Source organism: Peribacillus sp. NPDC060253 (genome assembly GCF_042727425.1).
GTDB lineage: Bacteria > Bacillota > Bacilli > Bacillales > DSM-1321 > Peribacillus.
In genome coordinates this window covers 1-2,313 of the sequence record NZ_JBHXAS010000252.1, presented here as the reverse complement: position 1 = coordinate 2,313, position 2,313 = coordinate 1, and the positions used below count along the sequence as shown (strand labels likewise).

At 38.6% G+C, this 2,313-nt stretch carries 3 protein-coding genes; 2 read left to right on the top strand and 1 reads right to left on the bottom strand.

Annotated elements, in window-relative coordinates; genetic code table 11:
• Positions 1 to 135: 135 nt before the first annotated feature.
• On the top strand, positions 136 to 1,281 hold the full coding sequence (locus ACFWE9_RS26695) for a putative glycoside hydrolase (RefSeq protein WP_230158745.1): 1,146 nt from the start codon (positions 136 to 138) through the stop codon (positions 1,279 to 1,281).
• Positions 1,282 to 1,334: 53 nt separating this feature from the next.
• Here ACFWE9_RS26695 and ACFWE9_RS26690 read toward each other — a convergent pair whose 3' ends face one another.
• On the bottom strand, positions 1,335 to 1,523 hold the full coding sequence (locus ACFWE9_RS26690; RefSeq protein ID WP_230158733.1) for an FAD:protein FMN transferase: 189 nt from the start codon (positions 1,521 to 1,523) through the stop codon (positions 1,335 to 1,337).
• A gap of 96 nt (positions 1,524 to 1,619) precedes the next feature.
• On the opposite strand from ACFWE9_RS26690, the gene ACFWE9_RS26685 reads away from it, so the two are divergent.
• Entirely contained in the window at positions 1,620 to 2,201 is a 582-nt protein-coding gene (locus ACFWE9_RS26685) for a GNAT family N-acetyltransferase (RefSeq protein WP_230158734.1), read from the top strand.
• The last annotated feature ends 112 nt before the right edge of the window (positions 2,202 to 2,313 follow it).

The following is a 2,313-nucleotide window of genomic DNA, read 5'->3' as shown; positions in this document are numbered from 1 at the left end:
ATTTATAATATATAGGAGTAAAGTTAAATGGTTGTGGTATTAAAGAAAGGGGTCTATTATATTGTTGAATATTGATGACTGATGGCGAATGGGGTGGAGGATATGAAACCAATGAGTAAATGGCTGATGACAGGTATGTGCATATTCCTGGTTCAACAGCCTGTTCATGCACAGAGCATGAACGAAACTAGGCAGGTAGCATTAGAAAATAAAGAACTGCCAGTGAGTGCACCGCGGTTTGTTTTTGATTCGGGGTTAAAATTCGACTATCCGGATGCGGTGCGGGGAATATATGTGACCGCGCCCGCAGCGGGTGGCAATAAAATGAACGAACTTATTAAATATGTAGATGAAACCGATTTGAATGCTATGGTCATCGATATCAAGGATGACTTTGGGAACATTACGTATAAGACCGAAGATCCCGATTCCCCATATGCTGGGATTGGTAAAGACTACATAAAAAATCCAAAGGCAATGCTGAAAAAATTTGAGGATAAACACATTTATCCGATTGCAAGGGTGGTTGTCTTTAAAGACTCCCTTCTGGCTAAAGAGAAGCCTGAATTGTCATATTTAAATGGCGAAAAAGTATGGAAAAATGGTCGTGGGGAAGCCTTCGTTAACCCATTCTTAAAAGAGGTGTGGGATTATAATGTCGGCATTGCCATTGAAGCGGCAAAGATGGGTTTTAAAGAAATTCAATTTGACTATGTCAGGTTTCCTGAAGGGTTCGAAAATAAAGAAGACGATTTGAAATATGATATGGGTGAATATGATGAAGCGAAAGTAAGTCATTCAGCTAAAAGGGTTCAGGCAGTGACTGATTTCGTAAGTTATGCGAAGAAACAACTGGAGCCTTACGGGGTGGATGTGTCAGTTGATATTTTTGGATATGCGGCTACATTGCCTGAAGCTCCCGGGATTGGACAAAACTTCACTAAAATCTCAGAGAATGTAGATGTAATTTCCTCCATGATCTATCCAAGTCATTGGACATCTTATTTTGGCATCGATAAGCCAGACTTGGAACCATATGACCTCGTTAAGGAATATGCAAAATTGGAGAATGGGAAGCTGAAGGAATTAAAAACGCCACCGACTTCCAGACCTTGGCTTCAAGATTTTACTGCTTCGTATTTAGGAGAGGGAAATTACCAAAAGTATGGTAAGGAAGAAGTGGAAGCCCAAATAAAAGCGTTAAATGATAATGGGATAGATGAGTATTTATTATGGAATGCAGCGAATCGATATACAAAGGGAGTCGATTATACCCCATGAAAGATAGATGACCGTAAGGGTGATGCCTTACGGTCATCCAAATTCTTTCTGAATTACCTCTCTTTATTCCCGCCAACTTGATTCCACCCTGACTGAATTCGTTTCGATTGATCAAAAATATGGGAGTGACGTTTCCCGCCAAACCATTTTTCGCCGATGCCATTCGTCACTACGCCATTAACAGCCGTAATGCCTATAACGCAAACCGCGACTAAAATAAAGTCCGTAAAGTAACTGATCATCAAAACCCTCCTAATATTTTCATGCTGTTTAAGTACTATTGTAGTGGAAAAGCAAAATTCTGGAAAGTATAAACTGGTAAAAGAGGAGATTAAATAATGAATTGGTATGAAAAATTAAATCAGTATTTCCCCATTGAAGAAATGAAATCCAAAGAGCATATAGAAGTTCTTTTAGAAGATAAGCAGGAAATATATAAAAAGGATGAAGGTCCTGACCATGTTTTATTGTATGTTGAAGGGGAAGAGTTTATATTCGTTGATTATCTATTTGTATCCAAGCAATCAAGGGGGCAGGGACTAGGAAGGAAATTGATTCAAAAATTGCAAAAAAAGCAGAAAACGATCTTGCTGGAAGTGGAACCAGTACAAGAACATGATGATGATACATTTAAAAGGCTGAAATTTTATAAAAGGGAAGGGTTCAAGCATGCCTCTTCAATTTCCTACAGCAGAAAATCGCTTGCCACTAAGGAGATTACTCCCATGGAAATCTTATATTGGCCGGCAAATCCATCTGTTGATGAAGAAGACGTTTTTGACTTCATGAAAGAGATTTATTCTGAAATCCATACTTACAAAGATGATGATCTTTATGGGAAATCATATCAAGATGTAGAGGATGTACTAAGCTTGAATGCAGGTCAGGAAACGGATATTTTTAAAGAGGTGCAAATTTAAGAAAAAGGGCCGGTTGTTTGAAGTGAACCCAAAAAGTTAGACACTTTATTTAATTAGGCAGCCTTGAGGGCATGAATCCGGTAATCTACCGGGCTCATGCCTTTTAATTTTA

Bases quoted from the DNA above. Each gene is read 5' to 3' on its own strand.
- ACFWE9_RS26695 (WP_230158745.1), top strand. From the start codon at position 136: ATGTGCATATTCCTGGTTCAACAGCCTGTTCATGCACAGAGCATGAAC.
- ACFWE9_RS26690 (WP_230158733.1), bottom strand. From the start codon at position 1,523: ATGATCAGTTACTTTACGGACTTTATTTTAGTCGCGGTTTGCGTTATA.
- ACFWE9_RS26685 (WP_230158734.1), top strand. From the start codon at position 1,620: ATGAATTGGTATGAAAAATTAAATCAGTATTTCCCCATTGAAGAAATG.